Annotated in this window: 22 protein-coding genes and 1 tRNA gene; 13 read left to right on the forward strand and 10 right to left on the reverse strand. The window is 55.4% G+C overall.

The genetic code is table 11. The features are described 5' to 3' along the window. Positions 1–102 precede the first annotated feature (102 nt). From HNQ92_RS27920 to HNQ92_RS27930, 3 genes are all read right to left on the reverse strand, one after another. Positions 103–1287 (reverse strand): OmpA family protein, encoded by a 1185-nt coding sequence (locus tag HNQ92_RS27920; RefSeq protein ID WP_184179946.1) that lies wholly within the window; start codon positions 1285–1287, stop codon positions 103–105. Positions 1288–1390: 103 nt separating this feature from the next. Beyond that, positions 1391–2149 (reverse strand): DUF5672 family protein, encoded by a 759-nt coding sequence (locus HNQ92_RS27925; protein WP_343063059.1) that lies wholly within the window; start codon positions 2147–2149, stop codon positions 1391–1393. 29 nt (positions 2150–2178) lie between these two features. Further along, positions 2179–3156 carry a glycosyltransferase family 2 protein gene (locus HNQ92_RS27930; protein ID WP_184179949.1) on the reverse strand — a complete coding sequence of 326 codons (978 nt, stop codon included), beginning with the start codon at positions 3154–3156 and terminating at the stop codon, positions 2179–2181. Between the two features lie 488 nt (positions 3157–3644). Here HNQ92_RS27930 and HNQ92_RS27935 point away from each other — a divergent pair, with 488 nt between their 5' ends. From HNQ92_RS27935 to HNQ92_RS27955, 5 genes are all read left to right on the forward strand, one after another. Beyond that, complete coding sequence (locus HNQ92_RS27935; protein WP_184179952.1) at positions 3645–4193, forward strand: hypothetical protein; 549 nt, start codon at positions 3645–3647, stop codon at positions 4191–4193. A 36-nt stretch (positions 4194–4229) separates the two neighbouring features. After that, positions 4230–5015 (forward strand): cysteine hydrolase family protein, encoded by a 786-nt coding sequence (locus HNQ92_RS27940; RefSeq protein WP_184179955.1) that lies wholly within the window; start codon positions 4230–4232, stop codon positions 5013–5015. A 120-nt stretch (positions 5016–5135) separates the two neighbouring features. Continuing rightward, positions 5136–5786, forward strand: coding sequence for a phosphatase PAP2 family protein (locus HNQ92_RS27945; RefSeq protein ID WP_184179958.1), 651 nt, complete (start codon positions 5136–5138; stop codon positions 5784–5786). Between the two features lie 76 nt (positions 5787–5862). Continuing rightward, on the forward strand, positions 5863–6621 hold the full coding sequence (locus HNQ92_RS27950; protein ID WP_184179962.1) for a glucose 1-dehydrogenase: 759 nt from the start codon (positions 5863–5865) through the stop codon (positions 6619–6621). Between the two features lie 42 nt (positions 6622–6663). Next, positions 6664–8193, forward strand: a complete 1530-nt coding sequence (locus HNQ92_RS27955) for an ArnT family glycosyltransferase (RefSeq protein WP_184179966.1) — start codon at positions 6664–6666, stop codon at positions 8191–8193. A gap of 31 nt (positions 8194–8224) precedes the next feature. On the opposite strand, the gene HNQ92_RS27960 is transcribed toward HNQ92_RS27955, so the two are convergent. Then, positions 8225–8998: a hypothetical protein gene (locus HNQ92_RS27960; RefSeq protein ID WP_184179969.1), complete on the reverse strand. Its 774-nt coding sequence runs from the start codon at positions 8996–8998 to the stop codon at positions 8225–8227. 134 nt (positions 8999–9132) lie between these two features. Here HNQ92_RS27960 and HNQ92_RS29020 point away from each other — a divergent pair, with 134 nt between their 5' ends. From HNQ92_RS29020 to HNQ92_RS27980, 5 genes are all read left to right on the forward strand, one after another. Next, positions 9133–9261: a hypothetical protein gene (locus HNQ92_RS29020; RefSeq protein ID WP_281380787.1), complete on the forward strand. Its 129-nt coding sequence runs from the start codon at positions 9133–9135 to the stop codon at positions 9259–9261. Positions 9262–9286: 25 nt separating this feature from the next. Further along, positions 9287–9793 (forward strand): cupin domain-containing protein, encoded by a 507-nt coding sequence (locus HNQ92_RS27965; RefSeq protein WP_184179972.1) that lies wholly within the window; start codon positions 9287–9289, stop codon positions 9791–9793. An 81-nt stretch (positions 9794–9874) separates the two neighbouring features. After that, the gene (locus tag HNQ92_RS27970; protein WP_184179975.1) at positions 9875–10129 is read left to right on the forward strand and encodes a hypothetical protein; all 255 of its coding nucleotides are present in this window, start codon (positions 9875–9877) and stop codon (positions 10127–10129) included. Position 10130: 1 nt separating this feature from the next. Further along, positions 10131–10547 (forward strand): type II toxin-antitoxin system VapC family toxin, encoded by a 417-nt coding sequence (locus tag HNQ92_RS27975; RefSeq protein WP_184179978.1) that lies wholly within the window; start codon positions 10131–10133, stop codon positions 10545–10547. Between the two features lie 35 nt (positions 10548–10582). After that, positions 10583–11482, forward strand: a complete 900-nt coding sequence (locus tag HNQ92_RS27980; RefSeq protein WP_184179981.1) for a lytic transglycosylase domain-containing protein — start codon at positions 10583–10585, stop codon at positions 11480–11482. A 17-nt stretch (positions 11483–11499) separates the two neighbouring features. Here HNQ92_RS27980 and HNQ92_RS27985 read toward each other — a convergent pair whose 3' ends face one another. From HNQ92_RS27985 to HNQ92_RS28005, 5 genes are all read right to left on the reverse strand, one after another. After that, complete coding sequence (locus HNQ92_RS27985) at positions 11500–11952, reverse strand: nuclear transport factor 2 family protein (RefSeq protein WP_184179984.1); 453 nt, start codon at positions 11950–11952, stop codon at positions 11500–11502. Between the two features lie 68 nt (positions 11953–12020). Continuing rightward, complete coding sequence (locus tag HNQ92_RS27990; RefSeq protein WP_184179987.1) at positions 12021–12212, reverse strand: hypothetical protein; 192 nt, start codon at positions 12210–12212, stop codon at positions 12021–12023. A gap of 82 nt (positions 12213–12294) precedes the next feature. Beyond that, the gene (locus HNQ92_RS27995; RefSeq protein ID WP_184179990.1) at positions 12295–12702 is read right to left on the reverse strand and encodes a hypothetical protein; all 408 of its coding nucleotides are present in this window, start codon (positions 12700–12702) and stop codon (positions 12295–12297) included. Between the two features lie 46 nt (positions 12703–12748). Beyond that, on the reverse strand, positions 12749–14377 hold the full coding sequence (locus tag HNQ92_RS28000; RefSeq protein ID WP_184179993.1) for an alpha-amylase family protein: 1629 nt from the start codon (positions 14375–14377) through the stop codon (positions 12749–12751). A 163-nt stretch (positions 14378–14540) separates the two neighbouring features. Next, positions 14541–14613 (reverse strand) — tRNA-Met (locus HNQ92_RS28005). A gap of 174 nt (positions 14614–14787) precedes the next feature. Here HNQ92_RS28005 and era point away from each other — a divergent pair. The 3 genes from era to HNQ92_RS28020 all read left to right on the forward strand — a co-directional run bounded on the left by era (position 14788) and on the right by HNQ92_RS28020 (position 18069). Beyond that, the gene (era, locus tag HNQ92_RS28010; RefSeq protein WP_184179996.1) at positions 14788–15708 is read left to right on the forward strand and encodes a GTPase Era; all 921 of its coding nucleotides are present in this window, start codon (positions 14788–14790) and stop codon (positions 15706–15708) included. 103 nt (positions 15709–15811) lie between these two features. Next, entirely contained in the window at positions 15812–17125 is a 1314-nt protein-coding gene (gene der / locus HNQ92_RS28015; protein ID WP_184179999.1) for a ribosome biogenesis GTPase Der, read from the forward strand. A gap of 5 nt (positions 17126–17130) precedes the next feature. Next, complete coding sequence (locus HNQ92_RS28020; RefSeq protein WP_343063060.1) at positions 17131–18069, forward strand: DMT family transporter; 939 nt, start codon at positions 17131–17133, stop codon at positions 18067–18069. A gap of 4 nt (positions 18070–18073) precedes the next feature. On the opposite strand, the gene HNQ92_RS28025 is transcribed toward HNQ92_RS28020, so the two are convergent. Then, positions 18074–18478: a (deoxy)nucleoside triphosphate pyrophosphohydrolase gene (locus HNQ92_RS28025; protein WP_246440977.1), complete on the reverse strand. Its 405-nt coding sequence runs from the start codon at positions 18476–18478 to the stop codon at positions 18074–18076. Between the last annotated feature and the right edge of the window lie 85 nt (positions 18479–18563).

Here is an 18563-nt window from a genome sequence, read left to right on the forward strand (position 1 = left end):
CGGAATAAAAAAGCAAAAGGAGTTAATAGCCCACCAAAGGTAACCAATAAAAACGGGAGGCCGCACGACCTCCCGTTGGTAAAAAGTACCCTTATGCCGACGCTAGGTTTCGATCACCACCACCTCCACCCGGCGGTTTTTTTGCCGCTCGGCCTCGGAAGTGCCCTTGGTGGCCGGGCGCGTGGAGCCATAGCCCTGGGTGTCGATCCGGGCCGCCGGGATGCCCTGCTTGACGAGGTAGTTTTTGACCGACTCAGCCCGCTGGCGCGACAGCTCCAGGTTTTTGTCAAAGTCGCCCAGGTTGTCGGTATGGCCTTCTACCCGGATGCGCAGCGTCGGGTTGCTGCGCATCGTTTCTACGAGTTGGTCCAGCTCCCGGTGCGACTCCGACAGCAGCATAAACTCGCCGGTTGCGAAGTAAATATTTTCCAGCGTAAAGCTAGCTCCGGCCGCCAGTGGCACCAGGTAAAAATCCTGCGTCAGGCTGGTCGGGTCGGCCGCTTCGGCGGAGTTAAGTACCCCCGAAGTACCTAGGTACCCCTTGGCCGACACCTGCACGGCCGCCTGCCCCTCGGCCAGCCCCAGGCGGTACTTGCCCGAAGAGGTACGTACCTGCAAAGTATCGCCTGCCTCTACGTAGGAGAGCTGGGCGGCAATGGGTTTTTTGGTTTGGGCGTCGTAGACGGTACCCAGCCAGGTCACGGTCCGGGAGGTAGGCGTAGGTACTTCGGGGGCGGGTACTTCCGCTGCGGGGGGCTGAGCCGGAGCTTCTTTTGGGGTACTTTTGCGCGCCTGGGTGCTGGCCGTGGGCTGTTTGGGATTTTTAATGTGAATGCCGTAAAAATTCCAGGTATTGTACCCTTGAGCACTTCTGCCTTCGTAAAAATCGAAAACCTCGATGCCGGGCTCCAGGCGCTCGTAGTATAGCCGGAACTGCACCGTGTCACCCGGATAAACCCGACGGCTTTCGGGCGAAGGCGGAATATTTTCGGCCCGCACAAAGGCGAACTTACGGCTGGTGACGCCGGGCTCATACAGGCGGCTGTCCGGGTTGATGCTGATTGGAATAACCCCACCTTGATTCCGAGAGAAGGGTAAAAGCTCGCGCGGCAGGGAGCTATTCACGAAACGCATGTCAATGATCGTATACGACTTGGTGAGCTCCACGCGGGTGATCTTCACGTAGGGAGCCGACTGCTCATCGACCCGCGGACGGGGCGTGACCTGCCCCCAGGCCCCCGCCAGCCCCACCCAAACCAAGGCGAACAGCGTAAAAGATGTTTTCATGACGTTTTTACAAATACTAAAAGTGGGTACTTTGGTAAGCAATGCAGAAACGCCTGAGCGCAAAGGCTTAGTATGTTAAAAGTTGTTAAATGCTGGAGGTACTTTACGAGTTTGTTGGCATGAAAGGTACCCAGAAATCCGGGTCGTAGCGCTCCCAGGCGTGGCAGCCAAACGGCAGCTGGCGGCCCGTGAGCGCGTAGCTGGCGGCGGGGCTTTTCTCAAACGAAAAAAAGAGCGCTTCGCGCCAGGTCGGCAGGCGGATGAAGTACTTCATGGGGGCCAGGCGGCGGGCGTCGAGCGAAAAGAGTTTGTCTTCGTTGCCGGGCCAGGCCGAGTAAAAAAAGTGGTAGATCCGCAGGTACCTGATGAGCGAGGGAATCCGGCGGAGCGACAGGCCGCCGTTCAGTACCGGGCGGGTGGTGTCGAGGGCGCGCGCGTAGCGCTCATGCTCGGCGGCGGGTAGTTGATCCACGGCCTCGGTTTCGAGTGCGGGTGCTCCTACGTAGTCGTAGCCCTTTTGGCACCAGAGGGGTAGTTCGTCGCGAAATACGTAGGCGTCCAGCTGGTACAGCAGCATGTACTCGTAGTGGCCAAAAGTTTGGTAAAAGGCTACCGACACCATCAGCTGGTTGTAGGTGTCGATGCTGGTGAAGTACCTATCGTCGAAAGACTGTACTTTTAGCTTCGGGAATTCCTGTAGTAGCGATGAAATCGCTAAGCCGTGCGGCTTAATGAGCACGATGGGATAGGCCGCCAGCACGTGCAGGCACTGCCGAAGCGATTGGCGCTCGCCGGGGCTAAGCGCCGCTTTGTAGAGCGGAATCACAATGACGGCATTGGGCCGGGGAGGTACTTCACGCACGGGTCGTTGCGGTTGCTTTTTACTACTGTTTATTCAAATAAATCGCCCAGGGCGGGTAGCCACCAGTGCCGGCTGCTAAACCGATAGTGTCCTTGGAGTACATCCGTCAGCACGGGTCCAATCCGTAGCAGGCGATTGGCGGGTAGGCTAGCGCGTTTTTCAAAGTGTTTTTGGCTTGAATAAAGCTTCGCCAGTTTTTCCTGAGGCACAAAAGGCTGCTCGCGTAGGAGCTGGTACATACCTTGTAGTTCCTCGGCTTTTTCCAGAATGGGCCTCAACTTCCGGGAGCGGTCCCGCACCAGGCGATCCCGCAGGCGTACGGGTTCTACTTTGGCCCCAAAACCCACCTGCTGCAACGCGTGCATCCGGTAGTTGCTCAGGCACTCAGGGATAAACCCAATCTTGTTTTCCAGGCTCAGGGCCAGCGTGATCCAGGCGTCGTGGATGAGGTGCCGTACGTGCGTCGGAAAAGGAAGGAGGCGAGCCAGGCAGCGCTTCCGGATGGCCATGGTAGCGCCGGTGGCTACGAAGCCTTTGAACAGAATTTCGTGCGCGCGTCCCTGGTTCCAGAGCTCCTGCTGGGTCTCGATAAATTCCACCTCTTCCCAGATGGTTCGGCCGTTGGTGGTTGAGTCGCCGTCCATGACGCGGGCGTTCGTAAATACCGCATCTTTTTCGGGATGTGCCTCCAGGTAGGCCACCGTCCTGGCTACTTTTTGGTCGTACCAGGCATCGTCCTGATCGCACAGAAAAATAATCTCGCCCCGGCAGCGCAGCAGGCATTGCTCAAAGTTTTTCGTCGAGCCCAGGTTCACTGGGTTTTGGTGAATCTGTACGGGAAAAGGGGCGGTTTGGGCAAAAGTACGCAGTACCTCCAGGGTATTGTCCGTGGAGCCATCGTCACACACCACCAGCTCATCGACGGGCTGGGTTTGCCGGATGATACTCTCCAACTGCTCCGGTAAGTACTTCGCCCCGTTGTAGGTACACATGGCTACTGAAATCATGCTAGTGTGTGTAAGTGAGTACTAATAGGAAGCGCTACCTGTTTTTTTTGTTTTGAGCGGCGGGAGGGAGGTTGTAAATGTACTTTCAAGGGATCAGGGTACTTTTTTGGGTAAAATCCAGCGCGTATACAGAGTAGAAATGAGGAGCTCTTTCGGCTCGATGAGTTGTAAAACGCATACCCTAAATGATGATCGATGAATACAATAGAGGGCAAATTTAATCCGCTTTTGGTTCTTTTGGTAGCCCGAAGCGTTAAAATTTAAGCGTATTGACAATAAAACCGGAGAAACATCAGCGCGCGAAGTGCCTGGCCAAAAAGGAATAGCCCCGCCCCGGTCGATTCTTCCGAGGTACTTTTATCCCTGGGCACTATTTTTAAATTTTTAAGGAGAAGCCTTCGGGTTTCGCCGGGAAGGCTATATTTGTTTGGGTTAGCGAAGCGATCAATCGCCTGCTTACCCCACTATTCACCAAATGGCTATGGCTTATGGCGCTCCCGGATTCTCTCAAAAAAGCGATCATTCAACTACCTCCCAAAGAAAAAGACAAGCTTTTGCTACGGTTGGTCGTCAAGGATAAAGTACTGACGGACCGCCTGCTCTTTGAGCTGATCGAAGAGTCGGCCACCGTGGATGACCGCCGGGAGGCGATCCGCCGGACCATCGCGCGCGTGGCTGACATGACCCACAACTCGCCGGGCTGGATCATGATGGACATGCGGTCGCTGAGCGGCGATATTGCCTACCACGTGAAGGTGACCAAGGATAAGTACGGCGAAATAGACCTGAACCTATTCATGCTCAATGCGTTCTTTGCGCAGCAGGCCGACCAGCTCCGACACCATACTTCCCGCTCGGACAAGTGCGCTTTGTACATGGCCAAAAAAGCCCAGACTATTTTGAACCGGCTCACGAAGCTGGATACCGACTACTACGTGGATTTTGAGTCCGGGGTGAACCAGCTGCTGCAACAGCTACACACCATGTGCACGCAATCCTACGCCCGGCAGCTCCAACTACCCAAAGCCTGGCCCTGATACACTAGGGGAGGTACTTTTGTTAACTAATCTACGATGGAAGAAACTACCGCTTTACTCATTATCGACGCTCAGTACGACTTCTGCGACCCCGGCGGGGCGCTCTATGTACCGGGTGCCCAAGAAGACGTGCGTCGTATCGCCGACCTCATCCACCGGCAGGCCGACCGCATCGACCACCTCATCGTGACGCTGGATACGCACCAGGTGCTGGATGTGGCCCATCCGGGCTTCTGGCAAGATGCCGAAGGTACCCCCCCGGCTCCCTTTACGACCATCACGGCCGCCGACCTGGCGGCGGGCCGCTGGGTACCTCGTTTCGAGCCGGACTACGTGCTAAAGTACCTCCAGCAACTGGAAGCCGAAGGGGCGTTCCAGCATTTCATCTGGCCGGAGCATTGCCTCCTGGGTACGCGGGGAGCGGCGCTGGCGGAGCCCATTGCGGCGGCCGCCCGCGCGTGGGTACACCGCCGGGGGCGCGACTACGAGGCGGTCGTGAAGGGGGTACATCCGCTGGCGGAACATTTTGGCATTTTTCGGGCGCAGGTACCCGTACCCGGCGTACCCGAAACGGAGCTGAATACCGGGCTCATCGCCACTCTCGAAGGTTACGATCGCCTGCTGCTGGTGGGCGAAGCGCGCTCACACTGCGTAGGGACCAGCCTCCACCAAATGCTGCGCTACGCCCCGCAGCTGGTACCAAAGGTGGTGGTACTGACCGACTGCATGTCGGACGTGACGGATCTGGGGTACCTGGCCGACGCCATCTACGCCGAAGCGCGCGAGCGCGGCGTGCGCTTTATGAATTCCACGGAGTGGTGAAGATTAAAAAAACAAAAAAACGGAGACAACTGATTTAAAATAAACATAATAGACGAACGAACACCCCGCTGGTAGTTTGAAAATACCTTTGCCCCGGTTCTTATCTCAAGCAGGTAGTTTATGGGGCAATTCTTTTTTCGGCAATGGCCTTTTGGGGTACCTTTTACCATCCTATGGCTGGCCGCGGGGTACCTACAGTTCTTTTATTCCCAAAACGAGATTTTACTACGGATCAACCACCACTGGACACCCGCCCTGGACGGGCTCTTCAAGTATGGTACCTACGGGGGCGATGGTTTGTTTGTGCTCGCGGTGGCGGCGCTAGTGCTGCTTTTTTCCCGACGCCACTCCCTGCGGATTTTGCTCAGCTACCTGCTTTCAAGTACCCTGGTGCACCTGGGTAAGCAGGTACTTTTTCCCCAGGCCCACCGGCCGTGGTATACCCTGAGCCAGGTAGTGCCGGAGTTGCATAGGGTAGAGGGCGTAGTTCTGTACCAAAGCGCCAGCTTTCCGTCGGGGCACAGTACGTCGGCCTTTGCATTATGCATGATGCTGGCGCTGCAGGCCCGGTGTCCCTGGCTGAAAGCGCTGTGTTTGCTGCCAGCGCTGATGGTCGCTTTTTCGCGGATGTACCTTTTGCAGCACTACCCGATCGACGTCCACGTGGGTGCTTTGCTGGGAGTAAGTACTAGTTTGCTACTTTATTACTACCTTGAAATCCAGCGGCAAAACTACGCCCGCTGGTGGCCCCAGAAAGGACGTTTCACCTGAGCTGGTTTGGGGGGGCACCCGGGTTTTTATGCGTTGGCCGGATAGGTACTTGGCAAAACTAAATTCGCTTAAATCCATGAAAAAATTTCAGCAGCAGGTAGTACTCATTACGGGCGCGGCCTCGGGTATTGGCCGGGCCACGGCCCTTTCGTTTGCCCGGGAGGGCGGGCGGGTGGTCGTATCCGACCGGGCCGAGGAAGGCGGGCACGAGACGGTGCGGCTCATTGAAGAAGCGGGCGGTGAGGCTACATTTCTGGCCTGTGACGTAGCTGACCCGGCCCAGCTACAACAGCTGGTGGAAGGTACTTTGGCTACGTATGGTAAACTGGATATCGCCATCAACAACGCGGGCGTGGGGGGTACTTTTGCCAAAACGGCCAACATTACCCCCGAGGACTACCACCAGACCGTCAACATCAACCTGGGGGGCGTATTCTTCGGGATGCAGGAGCAGCTCCGGCAGATGCTCGAGCAAGGGAGCGGCTGCATCGTAAACGTAGCCTCGGTGGCGGGCTTGCGCGGCCTGCCCAACAGCGCCGTGTATACCGCTACCAAGCACGCTGTGGTGGGGCTCACCAAGGCGGCGGCCGTGGAGTACGCCCGCAAAAACATCCGGATCAATGCCGTGTGCCCGGTTTTTACGCGCTCGCCGCTTTTTGATTCGCTATTTTCCATTGATCCGAGTTACGAAGAAAAGCTGAAACGAAACATCCCGCTGGGCCGCTACGGCCAGCCCGAGGACGTGGCGCAGGCGATCCTGTGGCTGTGCGCCCCCGACAACACCTTCGTCACGGGCATGGCCCTGCCCGTCGACGGCGGCATGATGGCGATGTAGGGAAGGTACCGGGGCGCTTTTGATTTTGGATAGTGTATTAATATGAAGATTTTCAGCCTGGACCACCGCTGGTGGCTGGTCGGTATTGTTCTTTTTGGGTTTTTCTGGAACCTGGGCAACGCCCCGCTCTTCGACGAAGACGAAGGTTTCTTTGCCGAAGGTACCCGCGAAATGGCGCTCCGCGGCGATTTTATTGCTACCTACGTCAACCAGGAGCCCCGCTTCGACAAGCCGCCTCTCACCAACTGGCTCCAGTACCTTTCGGCGCAGCTCTTGGGCTGGACCGAAGCGGCCATGCGGCTGCCGTCGGCCCTGGCGGCGCTGGGCTGGATGCTGCTGCTGTACCGGTTTGTACGCCGGGCGCTGGGCGAGCGGGAGGCTTTCTTCGCTACGCTGATGGCTACCTGCTCGCTGCAGATCACGATCATCGGCAAGGCCGCCCTGGCCGACTCCCTGCTCAACGCTTTCCTGGCGGGTGCTATGTTTTGTCTTTACGAGGTACTTCAGAAAGTTACCTTCAAGTACCTGCTGGCGTTTTACGGCTTCACGGCGCTGGGGTTTCTGGCCAAGGGGCCCATTGCGGTGCTGGTGCCGGGGGCGGTCACGGGGCTGTACCTGCTTCGCTGGCGGGCATGGAAGCCGCTGCTGCGTGTGCTGCATCCGCTGGGTATGCTGCTGTTTTTGGGGTTGGCGCTGCCGTGGTACTGGCTGCAGTACCGCCAAATGGGGCAGGCTTTCATCGACGGTTTTTTCTTTAATCATAACCTCAACCGCTTCCAGACGGCCTTCGAGGGGCACTACGGTGGGGTACTTTACTTTGTACCAGTGCTGCTGCTAGGTACTTTGCCCTACACGGCGGTGGTACTTTCGGCGCTGGGCCAGGTACGTCGGCTCTGGGCCGATCGGTACCTTTCGTTTCATCTGCTGTGGTTTGGGTTTGTGTTTGTCTTTTTTTCTTTCTCGGGTACCAAGCTTCACCACTACCTTGTTTACGGCTACACACCGCTGTTTGTGCTGGGAGCCAGGTACTTGGTAGAAAGCAAACGGCTTCCCGTTATGTGGCCCGCGCTGGCGCTTTTGCTGCTGTTGGCGGGGGTACCTTTCGGGCTGCCCTGGGTACTTCCGTACGTTCAGGATGCCTACGCCGTGGCCGTGATGCAAGGGGCCGCCGCGGAGTTTGGCCTGCCGTACCTGCTTACGATGGGGCTGCTGATGGGGCTGGTGGTACTAGTAGGTTTTCGTAAAACCTGGAGCCAGGAGCTCCGGGCGTTGCTAGTGGGAGGGGTGCTGCTGGTGACGGTCAACGGGCTGTGGATGCCGCGGCTGGGAAATCTGCTGCAACGACCCATCAAAGAAGCGGCGCTGCTGGCCAAAGAAAAAGACGACCAGCGTCTGGTCGTCTTGGATCATTATACTCCGAGCTTTCATTTTTATTCCGGCCGCTTCGCCCAGGAGCGGGCGCCACGGCCGGGTGATACGGTACTGGCCCGGAAGGATCGTTTGGTGGACTTTCCCACCAAAATTATCCTGTACGAAAAGTACGGCATCGTGCTGGCCCGCCTCCCGGACTAGAGGTACTTTGAAGGTACCTGGCCCGGAAAGCTCAACGCGCCGCCAGGGCTTCTTCCTCTACGTTGGTGCGTAGTATCAGGCCCGAGGCTACACTCGCCAGCACCAGTTTTAGCTCGGGGTGCAGATTATCTTTGATCCACACTTTGCCGTTATTGACCGTCGATACCGCGCCGATGGTTTGGCCATCCAGCCGGAATTCGTAGCCGTAGACGTTCGTCATCGTCATGAGCTTGGGGCTACCTTCCAGTTCGCGCAGGCCTATGATGTCGATCCGGGTGCGGTCGGTGCTGCTACGTACAAAGCCGAGCGTATTGTTTTTCAGAGAATTACCGCCGCCATCTACGTTTTGAACAATGAATTCCCAGCCTTCGTTGGTGCCGTTGAGCTCAATGCCGCCCGCGAAGGCGTTTTGGTAGTAAGCCGAAAGCGAGAAGTAGTCTTTGAGCGGGGAAAGCTCGGTTTCCTTAAACCGACTCACGAAGGCGACTTCCGCCGAGCGGCCGCCGGGGCCCAGCTGCTGAAAGCTTAGTTTTTCGCGGGCACCGCTGAAGCGGGCCGCAAACGGAATGGAGTAGCTGAAGGTCCAGCCGCGCTTTACTTGGCTGGTTTTGTACTCGCCAAACGAAAGTACCTGGCCCACCTGAAAGCCCTGGCGGCCCTTGACGGCGTAGGCGGTGGCTCCGGTTTTGATTTCGTCACTGACGGCCAGCTCGGCCGTGCGGCAGGCGGTGAAAGCTGCGGCCAGTAAGGCCAATAGCAGGGTGGATCGTCGGGCGACGATCGGCTTCAAAACATTTTTTTTCATGGCTATTTATTTTTTAGAATATTGCCGGTAAAAGGTACCCTGCCCAGGGCACAGGTACCTAACCGGTCGCAAAGCTAGAATTCTGCTAAAAAAAATCGTCATTCTCCTTGACCAATGGAAGAAATTATAGATAAATGGCCCGGAGCCTAGCCTTGCAACGCCGCCCCCCTTACCTGCTACTGGCGGCACTCAGCAACGCGGCGGTGTTTGGGCTACGGGCCATGCGCCAGCGGCGAGCCAGGCCAGTTTCGCAGTTACCTTAATTTTTAATAAGAAAAGAAACGAACCATGAAACCAGCTACTTACTGGGTAGAGAAGTACCAGATGCAGCCGCACCCCGAAGGGGGGTACTTTGTAGAAACCTACCGCGCCGCCGAGGTACTTTCGCAAGCGGCTTTGCCCGCTCGCTTTGGCGGGGATCGAACGTTTAGTACGGCCATCTACTTCCTGCTCGAGAGCCACCACGTGTCGGCGCTGCACCGCATCCAGTCCGACGAACTTTGGCACTTCTACGCCGGTGGCCCACTGGAGGTGTACGTGATCTACCCCGAAGACGGTCGGTTGGAGGTGATCAGGCTCGGGGATGACCCCGAGGCGGGGGAGGTGTTTCAGGCGGCCGTACCGGCCGGTACCTGGTTTGGCTCGCGCCCCGCGTCGGGAAGTACCTACTCGCTGGTAGGTTGCACGGTAGCGCCGGGTTTTGACTTCGCGGATTTTGAGCTCGCCGAGCGGACCGATCTGCTGGCCAAGTACCCCCAGCACCGGGCGCTGATCGAGGCGCTGACACCTTCTTAAAGTACCTTCGTAAGAAAGTACCCCAGGTACCTAACGGAGCAGAAAAATCGTTATCTTGCTAATCAATGATCTTATGAAAGCATGGAAGCGACATTTGTAGTAAAAACGGAAGAATTAACTCCCGAGTGGCTGGAACAGTTAAAAAGTCAGTTTGGAGCAGGTGAAACCATTATGATTAAAGCAATGAGTCCTGAGCAAAAGCCAACAGGGAATCAATATGAAGTTTTTCTTAAAATGGAAGAAATTAGACAAAGGATGGAAGTGGTACCTGTGCAATTACCGCCTGGCGTAGATATTAACGATTTGATTGATGATATCAATGATGTAGAATTATAGGATGCAGTACTTTGACACAGACGTATTGATCCACTACTTGATCAATCAGGAGCCAGCCAAACATCAGCAAGCCCAAGAACTATACCGGCGAGCGGCAAGCAGCCAAACCTTTTTTATCTCCCTACTTTCTTTACAGGAATTAACCTATGCATTGGCGAAATTGCCACTAAAAGACATAGCTGCTATGGATATAGCAGCGACCGTCAAAAATTGGCATTCACCGGATCTAGTCAATTTTAATGTAGAGATGTTCGCGCGAGCGCTTCATTTGGCGCAGCAAATTGGCTTTAAAAATATCAACGATTGCCTTCATGTAGCCCTGGCCGAAGCGCATCACTGCACCGAGCTGGTCACCTACAATCGGAAGGATTTTGCGCGCCTGCAACCTTTTACTTCTTTGAAAATAAACATCTTGTAAGTCTTGTTGAGCCCTGGTTTTAATTACTTGCCTCCATGCGTGTGTTACTGATGTTGGGTACTTGCTGGCTGCTATTGGCTTTTTGTCAAGCGCTAGCGCAGCCCGCGGCCAACCAAGTACCCTGGGTACCTTCAACCCTGACCTTTGCGGGTGAGGCCGTGCCGCTGACCGACCCGCTGGTCCGTGATCGTTTGGAGAGAGAGTTGGTCAAAAACGTGTACAAGCACGCCACCACGCTGACCATCCTGAAGCGGGTGCAGCGCTACCGGGAACCCATGACGGCCCTTTTAGCGCAGCAAAAAGTACCCGCCGACTTCTTCTACCTGGCGGTGATCGAGAGTGATCTTTCACCCCTGGCCGAGTCGGGCAAGGCGGTGGGTTTCTGGCAGTTTACCGAAGCGACGGCCAAAGAACAAGGCCTGGAGATGTCGCGCTACGTGGACGAGCGCCGGCACCTTGAGCGCTCCACCCAGGCCGCGAGTCGGCAGTTTATGGCACTTTATAAAACTTTCCAGAAGTGGACGCTCACCGCTGCGGCCTACAACGGTGGCCGAACGATGGTACTTAACAACCTGAAGGCACAGCAGGTGAAGTCTTTTTATGACCTGTACCTGACGCCCGAAACCTACGACTACGTGTTCCGGATCCTGGCTCTGAAGCTCATCTGTGAGCAGCCCGAGCGCTACGGATTTAACGTCCCGGCGGCGGAGTACCAAGCACCTACGCAGGTGGTAGAAGTAAGCCAGGATACGGACCTGGTGGCCTTTGCGCGCCAATACAAACTGACCTACAACCAGCTCAAGTACCTCAATCCCTGGCTTCTATACCGCTCCACCTGGACTTCTGCCGACAAATACCACGAACAAAACAAAACCATGAACGTAATGCTGGAAGTACCCTCCGGGAAGGTGTACCTGATGCGGGTACCTAAGTAAACGGACCATAGGGCACTTTACGGCTTATCCCGGATCACCGTGGAGTGAAGTACCCGAAGGCGCCAGCCCCGCTTGGTTTTCTCCAACACGGCCGATTCGAGCCACCGGATGGTCCGCTCGCGCTGGCCGCGGGTGATAACGGCCGTGTTTTCGTAGGCCAGCCAGGCCACATCGCCGCGTACGTCGGTGCGGAAGAAGTCAAAACTATTCACCCGCTTGAAGTCGGCGGGGCGCCCACCGGCCAGTTTGGCCTGGAGGGTATCCAGATTCCAGACTTCGCCGTCTTCCAGCAGCAGGAAGTCATCGGTACAGGTTTGGCGCAGTTTGGGCATATCGGCCTCGGTCAGCGCGTCAAAAAACAGCACCACCATTTTTTCTACCTCTTGCTGGGCGGTGGTTTTTTTCTGAGCCAAGGCTGAGGAGAAGCAAATCAGGAGTACTGAAAACGAGAGTAGCAGGTTTTGTTTCATCAGAAGTAAAGTTGAGGTTGATAAACGTAGTGCTTTTTTGATCAATAAAATAAGAATACTCGTTTTTACTACTTTACGTCGGGTTTAGTGGATTCGTCCTCGTCTTCTTCCCTGGTTTCAACCAGTTCGGTCTGAATCTGGTTGTCGCGGTAGGGCTCCTTTTGGCCGGAAAAAATGGGACCCACGCCCACACCTACCAAAGCCAAAAGCAACAGGCACAGCAAGCCGCCCAGCCGGAGCAGCTTTTTGAATTTTTTCATAGGATAATGAATTAGGAGCGGTGGCTTAGAAGCCACCTTCGTGTCTGATTTTTTATTAGAAAGGAGAAAGAAGCGCTAGCGCTTAGGCGAAAGATTTCGCCGCGAGGAAAGAGCCCAAGGGCTCGGCGGAGCTTTGGGGGATGGTTTTGGGAGGTACCCACCCGCCGACGAAAGAAATAGGAAGCGGAGCGGACTGTAAAAATGCGACCTGAGCCGCTTGGTCATGTACCCGAACGAGCCGCCGGAGTGCGGCGGCACTACGATCAGGGCCAAGAGTAGGTACTTGGCTGGAAGCCCGACGAAAACGTATTGGCCCTTTCTGGAGCCGGGCCAGGCGGGCCACCAGTTCGGTTTGGGGGGCCGCTGGTTGCAAACAGGAAACCGCCGGGAGCGCCGGCGAAAAGCAAAACAAACTACCCCAAAGCGCTAACAACAGCAACCATCGGTTGGCGGCTTGCGGCTGAGGGGTAGTTTGGGGCTGAGGCTTCATACCGTAAAGGTATCGTATTCTATGGATTTACGGCTATCTGTGCTTTTCATTCTTCCGAGGCCCGGAACCAACGGTAGCCGTAGGCTTCCAGCGTGATGGTATGCTTGCCTTTTTCATCCGCCCGGCTTTCAATGTTATTGAGCAAATCGACGAGCCGCTCGGCTTCGGCCTGCTTGCTGGGCACGACCAGCTCCAGGGATTTTTCCAGAAAGTTATGCCAAATAAATAATTTCTTGCCTTTCCAGGTGTAGCGCATACCCAGAATTTCTTTGCAGCCTGTTTCCAAAATTTCCCAGGTACCGTAGCCAATCTCGGGACATTCCTTCCGCAGCCGGATGAGCGAAGTCATCCAGTTGAGCAGGGAGCCGGGGTCGCGGCGCTGGTTCTCTACGTTGATGTGCTCGTAGGCGTAGTAGCCCTCGCTCACCACCGGATGCACCAGTTTGGTAGCCTTAGAAAAACCCGCCTGCTTCTCACCCGACCACTGCATGGGCGTTCGGATAGCATCCCGTTCGTTCAGGTCCAGGTTGTCGCCCATCCCAATTTCGTCGCCGTAGCGGATCACCGGCGTGCCGGGTAGCGAGAACATGAGGCTATAGGCCAGTTCCATTTTCTGGCGGCTTCCCAGCATCGTCGAAAGCCGCCGCCGGATACCCCGCTCGTACAGCTGCATATTTTTTTCCGGCCCGAAGGCGGCAAATACTTTTTGTCTTTCTTCTTCGGTCAGTCGGCCTAGATCCAGCTCATCGTGATTGCGTAGAAAGTGAGCCCATTGGCTGGTGGGGGCTATTTCTTTGGTGGCTTCCAGGGCTTTCACTAAAGGAACGGTATCGCCGGTAGCCAGGGCGTAAAAGGCATATTGGTTAACGAAAAAGTTAAACATCAGGTGAATGCCGTCGCCCGCTTCCCCAAAGTACTCTTTGCTTTCTTCGGGAAGTACGTTGGCTTCGCCCAATAAAACCGCGTTGCCTTGTCGCCACTGAAGAAAACGCCGCATTTCTTTCAGGTACTCAAAATGCATGGTCGATTCTTTATCGCCGGGCTGAGGCGATTCCAGGATAAAAGGGACGGCATCTACCCTAAACCCGGCAATGCCCAGCTGCAGCCAGTACCCCATGATGCGGGTTATCTCATCCCGCACGTCCGGATTGTCGATGTTCAGGTCGGGCTGAAATTCGTAAAAGCGGTGAAAGTAGTAGGACTTCGACTTTTTGTCCAGGGTCCAGGTGGCTTTTTGTACCCCCGGAAAAACCATGCCCTGGTTCCAGTCAGAGGGTTTTTTATCCGACCAAATGTACCAGTCGCGCTTGGGATTGTCCTTGGAAGACCGTGCCTCCTGAAACCAGCGATGCTCGTCGGAAGTATGGTTCACCACCAGGTCAATGATCACCTTGATACCCAGATTATGGGCTTTGTGCATGAAATTGACAAAGTCGCCGCTAGAGCCGTGGCGGGGATCTACTCCGTAGAAATCGCTGACGTCGTAGCCGTTGTCGCGGTTGGGCGTGGGCTGGAAAGGGGCCAGCCAGATGGTATCTACGCCCAGCGCGTGTAAGTAATCCAGCCTATTGCACAAGCCCTCAAAATCACCCGTTCCGTCGGCGTTGGCGTCCATAAACGTTTCCAGATCCAGGCTATAAACGACGGCATTTTTGTACCAAAGGTCCTCCATCATACATATTGCGTTTAGTTGACGAGGGAAAGCGCCTAAAAAAGCAATGCCATGAACGTGGCTGGTAAAAGTTTTTTAGGAGGAGGGAAAGTACCTTTGAAGGTAAGGCGAGGGTAGCTATGGTAAACAAAAAGGTCGCTAACGTTTGCTAGCGACCTTGTACTTGTAGCGGGAGCTGGACTCGAACCAGCGACCTTTGGGTTATGAGCCCAACGAGCTACCAACTGCTCCATCCCGCGGTGTTGTTGAATGGGACTGCAAACATACGACGATTCTTTATAAAAAACAACTACCTTTGTAAAAAAATACGTAAAACTGTCATTACTCTGATCTTTTACCCTTTTGAAGGCAAGGCAAAGATTCAGGTACCTACCGAAGCGCTTCGTACTGGTAGACGTAAGAAAAGGCTAATCATGGAAGAAATACAAGAAAGTACCGCTCCGGCGGGATTCAGAGCCGGCTTTGTGAGCATCATCGGTCGGCCCAACGTGGGCAAGTCGACGCTCATGAACGTGCTGGTGGGGGAGAAGCTGTCCATCATTACCTCTAAAGCTCAGACAACCCGCCACCGGATCATGGGCATCCTTAACGGCGAGCACGAAGGTACCCCCTTTCAGCTGGTGTACTCCGACACGCCCGGGGTGATCAACCCTGCCTACAAGCTTCAGGAGTCTATGATGACCTTCGTGAAAGGCTCCCTGGAAGACGCCGACGTGGTGCTATTCGTGGCAGAGGTAGGGGAGAAGGCCGCCGACCACGAGGTACTTCCGCTCCTGAAGCGAACCGAGGCACCGGTGATATTGGTGCTGAACAAAATTGACCTCTCGAACGAGGAAGAGCTGCAGGCGAAAATGGACGAATGGCAACAGGCCCTGGCTCCGGCACAGATTGTGCCCGTGTCGGCCCTGCTGAACGCCAATACGGCCACTCTTTTTGATGCCGTGGTGAGGCGGCTCCCGGAGCACCCGCCCTATTTTGCCACCGATGAACTAACCGATAAACCCGAGCGTTTCTTTGCTTCCGAGATCATCCGGGAAAAGATTTTTCTGAACTACCGGCAGGAAATTCCGTACAGCAGCGAGGTCATGATCACGGAGTTCAAGGAGCGCGACGACATGATCGTGATGCGGGCCGAGATTATTGTGGAGCGCAAGAGCCAGAAGGGGATTCTGATCGGCGATAAGGGCTCCATGCTCAAACGGGTAGGTACCCAGGCGCGGCACGACCTGGAGGCGTTCTTTGGCAAGAAGGTATTTCTGGAACAATACGTAAAAGTAGAGCCCGACTGGCGCAGCAAAGAAACCAAGCTGCGGCAATTTGGCTACAATGAATAGGGTACTTTAAAGTACCCCCTTTAATTTAGTATATATATAATACAGGGGCCGTCGAAAGCGCGAAGGTACTTTTGAAAGCCCACTTTTGATTTAGATAAAAACAATGAGTACGAATATTATTTGCATCGTAGGGCGCCCCAACGTGGGTAAATCGACCCTTTTTAACCGGCTGATCGAAGAGCGGAAGGCCATCATGGACAACCAGAGCGGCGTAACGCGAGACCGCCACTACGGCTACGGCGAGTGGACCGACAAGTACTTTACCGTCATCGATACGGGCGGGTACGTGGTGGGTTCGGAGGACATCTTTGAGGGGGCCATCCGGGAGCAGGTAGAGCGGGCCATCGAAGAGTCAACGGTGGTCCTTTTCATGGTTGATACCATGACCGGCCTGACCGAGCTCGACAAGGAGTTTGCCAACGTGCTGCGCCGCTACGACAAGCCCGTGTACCTGGTGGCCAACAAAGCCGAAACCACCGAGCGCCACCAGTCGGCGGCGGAGTTTTATGAGCTGGGGATGGGCGACGAAATCTATACCATTTCGGCCCAGACGGGCTTCGGTACCGGCGATCTGCTGGATGCCGTCGTGACGCATTTCGAGGACCCGGGCATCGAAAATCCCGAAGCGGGTATTCCGCGCGTGGCTATCATGGGCCGTCCCAATGTGGGTAAGTCGTCGTTCCTGAACGCCCTGATTGGTGCCGAACGCAGCATCGTGACCGACATCGCCGGTACTACCCGCGACGCCATCCATACCCGCTACAAAGCGTTTGGCAAGGATTTTATCCTGACCGACACCGCCGGTATCCGCCGGAAGTCGCGGGTAAAAGAAGATATTGAATTTTATTCGACACTGCGCTCGGTGAAAGCCCTCGAAGAGTCGGATGTCTGCGTGGTCATGATCGACGCCACGCTGGGCCTGGAAGGCCAGGACATTAGCATCATAGGCCAGGCCGACAAGGCCAAGAAGGGCATCGTGCTGATGGTGAATAAGTGGGATTTGGTAGAAAAAGATACCAAAACGGCCGACACGTTCCGTAAGCAAATGATGGAGCGCCTGGCACCCATGAACTACATGCCGGTTATCTTTGCGTCGGTGGTGGAAAAGCAGCGGATCTACCAGGTAATGGAAAAGGTGATGGAGGTCTATGAAAATAAAACCAAGCGCATCCCTACTTCCAAGCTCAACGACGTGATGCAGGCCGAAATCGCCAAGTACCCACCGCCCGCTCATCGAGGTAAGTACATCAACATCAAGTACATGATTCAGGTACCTACGCCCTCACCCACGTTCATCTTTTTTACGAGCCACCCTAAGCACGTCAAGGAGCCCTACATGAGGTACCTGGAGAACCGGATGCGGGAAAATTTTGACTTCTCAGGCGTACCCATCACGCTGTTTTTCCGGGAAAAGTAAAATCTGTGGAGCGGACTTCCTCGTCAGGCTTACCCGCCCGCCTCTACTACTGGGCGGGTGCCCTGATGGTGCTGGTGGCGGCCTTTTGCTTTGCCTGCAAAGGCATTCTCATTAAGATGGCCTACCAGTACCCCATCGACGCCATTGCGTTGCTGGCGCTCCGAATGCTCTTTGCCCTGCCTTTCTACCTCCTGACCGCCGTACTGCTGGCGCGTCAGGCGCAGCGGCGGGGTACCTACCAGCGCCTGACGCACCAGCAGTGGGGGTACCTGAGCCTGATGGGCATTCTGGGCTACTACTTCGCCAGCTACTTCAATTTCCTAGGGTTGGTCTACATCACGGCCAGCCTGGAGCGCATCCTGCTCTTTATCTACCCTACCTTCGTGCTGCTGATGGGGGCCATATTGTTCAAGCGAACGATAACCCGGCGGCAGTACGGTGCGCTGGTACTCACCTACCTGGGTATTCTGCTGGCCTTTGTCCCCAATGTGGAGGCAGGAGCGCAAAAAGATCTTTTTTGGGGAGCGTTCTGGGTCATTGTGAGCGGGGTCGTTTATGCCGTGTATCTAGTGGGCAGCGACCGGATTATCCCCGTGGTGGGCTCGCGGGTATTTACCTGCTACGCCATGCTTGCCGCCACCGTGCCGACGGTCGTGCATACGCTGGTGGTCAACGGCTGGTCGCTGCTAGGGTACCCGGCACCGGTATACGGGCTCAGCCTGGTCATGGCCGTATTCGTGACGGTACTTCCTACCTTCCTGCTTGCCGAGGGCATCCGGCGCGTGGGCTCGGGCAATGCGTCGCTCCTGGCCAGCATCGGGCCTATCTTTACCATTGTGCTGGCTACGCTACTGCTGGGTGAGGAAATTGATTTTTTACAAATAGCAGGTACCTTCCTGGTGTTAGCCGGGGTCGTTTTGATCGGTTGGAAGGGGAAGCGGTAGGTACTTACAGAAATAATTGTTTCTGCAAATAGTCGCGGTAGCTCTCGATGACATCGCGGTCGGCCTCGGCCCAGTCGAGGGCGTCGAGCTCATGGGGAAAGAGCCACAGAATCTGCTCGTGCTCGGTAAGTACGATATCAAAGCTAAGGAGTTGACAAACAAAAGGTACCAGCTGGATCTCGCGCCAGCCGTCGTCGCGGATACTAAGCGGCAACCGCTGGCCAATTCGAATCTCCACTTCCAATTCTTCCCGGATTTCTCGAATCAGCCCCTCTTCTTCGGTTTCGTTCTCTTCCAGTTTGCCGCCCGGAAACTCCCACTTAAGGGGGAGCGAGCTGGCTGCATTTCGTTGAGCAGCCAGTATTTTACCCTCACGTTCAATCACGGCACAGGGTACTTTCACAATCATTTTGGTGGTTATCTCGGGCACTACCATTTCCTTTCTTCATTCCTAAAAGCGCACAAAAGTACAACATAGGATCGTTACTTAAACA

Source organism: Rhabdobacter roseus (genome assembly GCF_014202275.1).
Classification (GTDB): domain Bacteria; phylum Bacteroidota; class Bacteroidia; order Cytophagales; family Spirosomataceae; genus Rhabdobacter; species Rhabdobacter roseus.

Coding starts and splice junctions, on each gene's coding strand:
- HNQ92_RS27920 (WP_184179946.1), bottom strand. CDS start 1,287: ATGAAAACATCTTTTACGCTGTTCGCCTTGGTTTGGGTGGGGCTGGCG.
- HNQ92_RS27930 (WP_184179949.1), bottom strand. CDS start 3,156: ATGATTTCAGTAGCCATGTGTACCTACAACGGGGCGAAGTACTTACCG.
- HNQ92_RS27935 (WP_184179952.1), top strand. CDS start 3,645: ATGGCGCTCCCGGATTCTCTCAAAAAAGCGATCATTCAACTACCTCCC.
- HNQ92_RS27940 (WP_184179955.1), top strand. CDS start 4,230: ATGGAAGAAACTACCGCTTTACTCATTATCGACGCTCAGTACGACTTC.
- HNQ92_RS27945 (WP_184179958.1), top strand. CDS start 5,136: ATGGGGCAATTCTTTTTTCGGCAATGGCCTTTTGGGGTACCTTTTACC.
- HNQ92_RS27950 (WP_184179962.1), top strand. CDS start 5,863: ATGAAAAAATTTCAGCAGCAGGTAGTACTCATTACGGGCGCGGCCTCG.
- HNQ92_RS27955 (WP_184179966.1), top strand. CDS start 6,664: ATGAAGATTTTCAGCCTGGACCACCGCTGGTGGCTGGTCGGTATTGTT.
- HNQ92_RS27960 (WP_184179969.1), bottom strand. CDS start 8,998: ATGAAAAAAAATGTTTTGAAGCCGATCGTCGCCCGACGATCCACCCTG.
- HNQ92_RS29020 (WP_281380787.1), top strand. CDS start 9,133: ATGGCCCGGAGCCTAGCCTTGCAACGCCGCCCCCCTTACCTGCTACTG.
- HNQ92_RS27965 (WP_184179972.1), top strand. CDS start 9,287: ATGAAACCAGCTACTTACTGGGTAGAGAAGTACCAGATGCAGCCGCAC.
- HNQ92_RS27970 (WP_184179975.1), top strand. CDS start 9,875: ATGGAAGCGACATTTGTAGTAAAAACGGAAGAATTAACTCCCGAGTGG.
- HNQ92_RS27975 (WP_184179978.1), top strand. CDS start 10,131: ATGCAGTACTTTGACACAGACGTATTGATCCACTACTTGATCAATCAG.
- HNQ92_RS27980 (WP_184179981.1), top strand. CDS start 10,583: ATGCGTGTGTTACTGATGTTGGGTACTTGCTGGCTGCTATTGGCTTTT.
- HNQ92_RS27985 (WP_184179984.1), bottom strand. CDS start 11,952: ATGAAACAAAACCTGCTACTCTCGTTTTCAGTACTCCTGATTTGCTTC.
- HNQ92_RS27990 (WP_184179987.1), bottom strand. CDS start 12,212: ATGAAAAAATTCAAAAAGCTGCTCCGGCTGGGCGGCTTGCTGTGCCTG.
- HNQ92_RS27995 (WP_184179990.1), bottom strand. CDS start 12,702: ATGAAGCCTCAGCCCCAAACTACCCCTCAGCCGCAAGCCGCCAACCGA.
- HNQ92_RS28000 (WP_184179993.1), bottom strand. CDS start 14,377: ATGATGGAGGACCTTTGGTACAAAAATGCCGTCGTTTATAGCCTGGAT.
- era (WP_184179996.1), top strand. CDS start 14,788: ATGGAAGAAATACAAGAAAGTACCGCTCCGGCGGGATTCAGAGCCGGC.
- der (WP_184179999.1), top strand. CDS start 15,812: ATGAGTACGAATATTATTTGCATCGTAGGGCGCCCCAACGTGGGTAAA.
- HNQ92_RS28025 (WP_246440977.1), bottom strand. CDS start 18,478: ATGATTGTGAAAGTACCCTGTGCCGTGATTGAACGTGAGGGTAAAATA.